Origin of the sequence: Lichenifustis flavocetrariae, from assembly GCF_026130545.1 — a bacterium.
GTDB lineage: Bacteria > Pseudomonadota > Alphaproteobacteria > Rhizobiales > Beijerinckiaceae > Lichenihabitans > Lichenihabitans flavocetrariae.
Genome location: NZ_JAMOIM010000130.1, coordinates 1 through 2,427, shown reverse-complemented (window position 1 = coordinate 2,427; position 2,427 = coordinate 1). Strand labels below are relative to the sequence as shown.

At 66.4% G+C, this 2,427-nt stretch carries 1 protein-coding gene and 1 pseudogene; both read right to left on the bottom strand.

The features are described from left to right. Positions 1–128: 128 nt before the first annotated feature. Positions 129–857: an IS21-like element helper ATPase IstB gene (gene istB / locus M8523_RS36185; RefSeq protein WP_282589624.1), complete on the bottom strand. Its 729-nt coding sequence runs from the start codon at positions 855–857 to the stop codon at positions 129–131. 11 nt (positions 858–868) lie between these two features. After that, a pseudogene (istA, locus tag M8523_RS36180) lies at positions 869–2,356 on the bottom strand (IS21 family transposase); the annotation flags it as partial. Positions 2,357–2,427 lie beyond the last annotated feature (71 nt).

The following is a 2,427-nucleotide window of genomic DNA, read 5'->3' as shown; positions in this document are numbered from 1 at the left end:
TGTCAAACAGCCTTGAACATTGACCCCCGATCGGCGTCCAAAACTGACCCCCTTTGGGCGTGCTGAGCCGGTAGCGCCCGCCCGGCGGAGCTGGTCAGGGTTGCGCAGCCGGGCGGGTGCGGTGTGGGTCAGGCTCGGTTCTTGAAGCGCCAGCTCTCGTTGCCGGTTTCGACGATCTCACAATGGTGGGTAAGCCGGTCGAGGAGCGCGGTGGTCATCTTGGCGTCGCCGAACACGTTGGGCCATTCGCCGAAGGCCAGGTTGGTCGTCACGATGACGGAGGTCTGTTCGTAGAGACGGCTGACCAGATGGAACAGGAGCTGCCCGCCGGACTGGGCGAAGGGCAGGTAGCCGAGTTCGTCGAGCACGATGAAGTCCATGCGGGACAGGTAGTCGGCCATGCGGCCTTGCCGTCCGGCCCGCGTCTCGGCTTCGAGCCGGTTGACGAGGTCGACGACGTTGAAGAAGCGGCCGCGTGCGCCGTTGCGGATGCAGGCCCGGGCGATCGCCAGGGCGAGGTGGGTCTTGCCGGTTCCGGTGCCCCCAACCAACACGACGTTGCGCTCGTGGGCCAGGAACTCGCCGCCGGCGAGATCGCGCACCAGGGTCTCGTTGACGAGGGAGCCTTCGAAGCTGAAGTCCTCGATGTCCTTGGCGAGCGGCAGCTTGGCGATGGTGATCTGGTACTTGATCGAGCGTGCCTGCTTCTCGGCGATCTCGGCCTGCAGAAGATCGCCGACGATGCGCTGGGGCTCGTGCTGACGCTTCACCGCGGTGGTGATGATCTCGTCGAAGGCGGCCTTCATGCCGTAGAGCTTCAGGTCGACCATGGTGGCCAGGATCTCGGAACGCTCCATCACACGGTGCTCCTCAGGCTGTCGTAGCGGGCGCAATCGGCAACGGGCTCGTGCCGTAGACGCAGCGCCTCGGGGGTCATGATCGTGATCGCGATGGCGGGCTCTCGCCGCCGGGCCAGGATGTTGATGATCACGTCGGACGAGTGGACGTTGTCGCGCAGCGCCTCCAGGCAGGCGGCCTCGACCGCCGGCAGCCCGTCGCTCAGCACGGCGGACAGGATCGCGACCATCTGCCGGTCACCGTCATCGACACCGGCGAGCTTGCGGCGGACACGGTCGAGCCCGGCCGGCAGGACCCAATCCTTGAACGGGGCTCCGTTGCGCAGCGCGCCCGGCTTGCGCGCCAGTACCGGAACGTAGTGCCAGGGGTAGAAGACGCTCTCATTGCGACCGAACGAGCGGGGATGGTCTCCGACGACCCGGCCGTTCTGGCGCAGCTCGATCCGCTCGGCATAGGCCCGGACCTCGACCGGGCGGCCAACGGCGCTCGCAATGACCGAGTACTTGTTGTTGTCGTAGCGGACCAGGCAGGTCTTCGACACCGATGCCGGCACGGCATGGAAGCAGTCGAACGGGCCCCCGTAGGGCACCAGGCTCGGACGCTCCGCCTCGAAGGCCTGCCAGACCGTGCGGTCCTTGAACGCGGGATGCGGATGGGCCTTGGCATAGGCCACGCATTGGTCGAGCAGCCATCCGTTCAGTTCGTCGTAGCTCTTCACCCGCAGCCGCGGCGTGAAGAACCGCTCCCGCACCAGGCCGACCTGGTTCTCGACTTGGCCCTTCTCCCAGCCCGATGCCGGCGTACAGGCCACGGGATCGACGAGGTAGTGTCCACACATCTGCAGGAAGCGGCGATTGTAGGCGCGCTCCTTGCCGACGAGGATCGTCTCCACCGCCGTCTTCATGTTGTCGTAGATACCGCGCCGACAGGCGCCCTTGAAGAAGGCGAACGCCCGGTCGTGGGCGTCGAACACCATCTCCTGGCTCTCCCGCGGATAGGCTCGCACGAACAGCATGCGGCTGTGGCACAGCCGGACGTGCGCCACCTTCACGGTCACGGTCGTGCCGTTGATCAGCACGACGTCATGGCTCCAGTCGAACTGGTAGGCTTCGCCCGGATCGAAGGTCAGCGGCACGTAGGCTTGCGCCGTCACCGCCGCGTGCTCGCGGCGCCAGCTGCGGGCGTAACGCCGAACGGCATCGTAGCCGCCCGCGTAGCCGAGCCCTCGCAGGGTCTCGAAGATGCGCATCATGGTCAGCCGTTCGCGCGACGCCTTCGCCCCGTTGGCGACCAGCAGCTCATCGAGGTCGACCCGCCACTGGCCGAGCTTGGGTAGGGGCTGAACCTCGCGCTCGTACGCGAAGGCCGTCTTGCCCGACCGCAGCACCTTGCGCACCGTGTTGCGCGACACGTGCAGCGCGCGGACGATCTCCTTGATCGACCGCCCATGAACGAAGTGCTCGCGCCTGATCCGCGCAATCGTGTCCACGCTCTTCATCCCCCACCGCCCCTCCCACAACAAGGACGGACAGCCTGCTCGAAGCACATCAAAGGGGGTCAGTATTGGAC

What these genes read in the sequence shown, in the direction of transcription:
- istB (WP_282589624.1), bottom strand. Translation starts at nt 857, where the DNA reads ATGGAGCGTTCCGAGATCCTGGCCACCATGGTCGACCTGAAGCTCTAC.